The sequence below is a fragment of the Neisseria sp. P0021.S005 genome, assembly GCF_051956955.1.
Map to the genome: position 1 here is coordinate 1 of NZ_JBQCWY010000811.1, position 964 is coordinate 964.

1 protein-coding gene is annotated in these 964 nt (G+C 50.7%); it reads right to left on the reverse strand.

The genetic code is table 11. The annotated features are described in order from the left end of the window. Positions 1–756 (reverse strand): HD domain-containing protein (locus tag ACTHUE_RS19475; RefSeq protein ID WP_440424222.1); only part of this gene is annotated, 756 nt, incomplete at its 3' end. Between the last annotated feature and the right edge of the window lie 208 nt (positions 757–964).

Here is a 964-nt window from a genome sequence, read left to right on the forward strand (position 1 = left end):
GTATTTTTTCAGTTCCGTACGCAGGATATTGAGGAAGTTTTCGATGTATTCGAGGCGCTCGGTGCGCTTTTCGTCCAAAAGCAGGGCGATTTCGCGGTATTTTTCCGGCTCTTGATGGCGGAAGCCCAAATCTTCGAGCTGCCATTTGAGTTGCCACACGCCCAAGCGGTTGGCGAGCGGGGCAAAAATGTCGAGGGTTTCTTTGGCAACGGCGCGCTTTTCAGGGTTGTCAGGAACGTTGCTTAAAAATTGCAGGGTGCGCGTACGCATGGCCAGTTTGATCAGGACGACGCGGATGTCGGTAACCATCGCCAACAGCATTTTACGCATGGTTTCGGCTTGTTGGGCGCGCTCTTCCGGCGTGGCAAGGCTGTCTACGCGGGCGAATTGGGTCAGTTTCTGTACTTCGTCCACGCCTTTGACCAGCTCGCAAACGGTACTGTTGCAGCGTTCGGTAACCAATTCGCGCCAAGTGGGAACGTATTTGCCGATGTCGGACAAAATCGTAGCGGCCACGGCATCGGGCAATAAGTCGAGTTCGCTGACGATTTGCATCGAGCCGAGAAAATGTTCCATTAAAGGCTCGCCGTAAGTCGTTAGGGCATCGGCAGGATAATGTTCTTTAGACAGGTCAAAGGCCGTCTGAATTAGGTTTTTATCGGGATCAGGCAGCGCGGCAACATAGCCGTCGAACCATGCGAGGAGGCCTTCCAGCGTTGCACTCGATGTTTGGGGCGTTTGGCGAATAGTGGTCATGGCGTGCGTTTTTTTCTTTTTGATAAAAACGTTGCCATTGTAACAGTTTCTTGCCGACAGCCCTAGATTTGTATGCGAATGCGGCACTATGTTTCAGGAAGCCTTGTTTCAGACGGCCTGGGCTACCCACCTTGCAATAACATATAAACATCAAAATAAAACAAACAACTAGCGTGTAAATGTGCTTGCAGTGAAAAAATATTGGGAA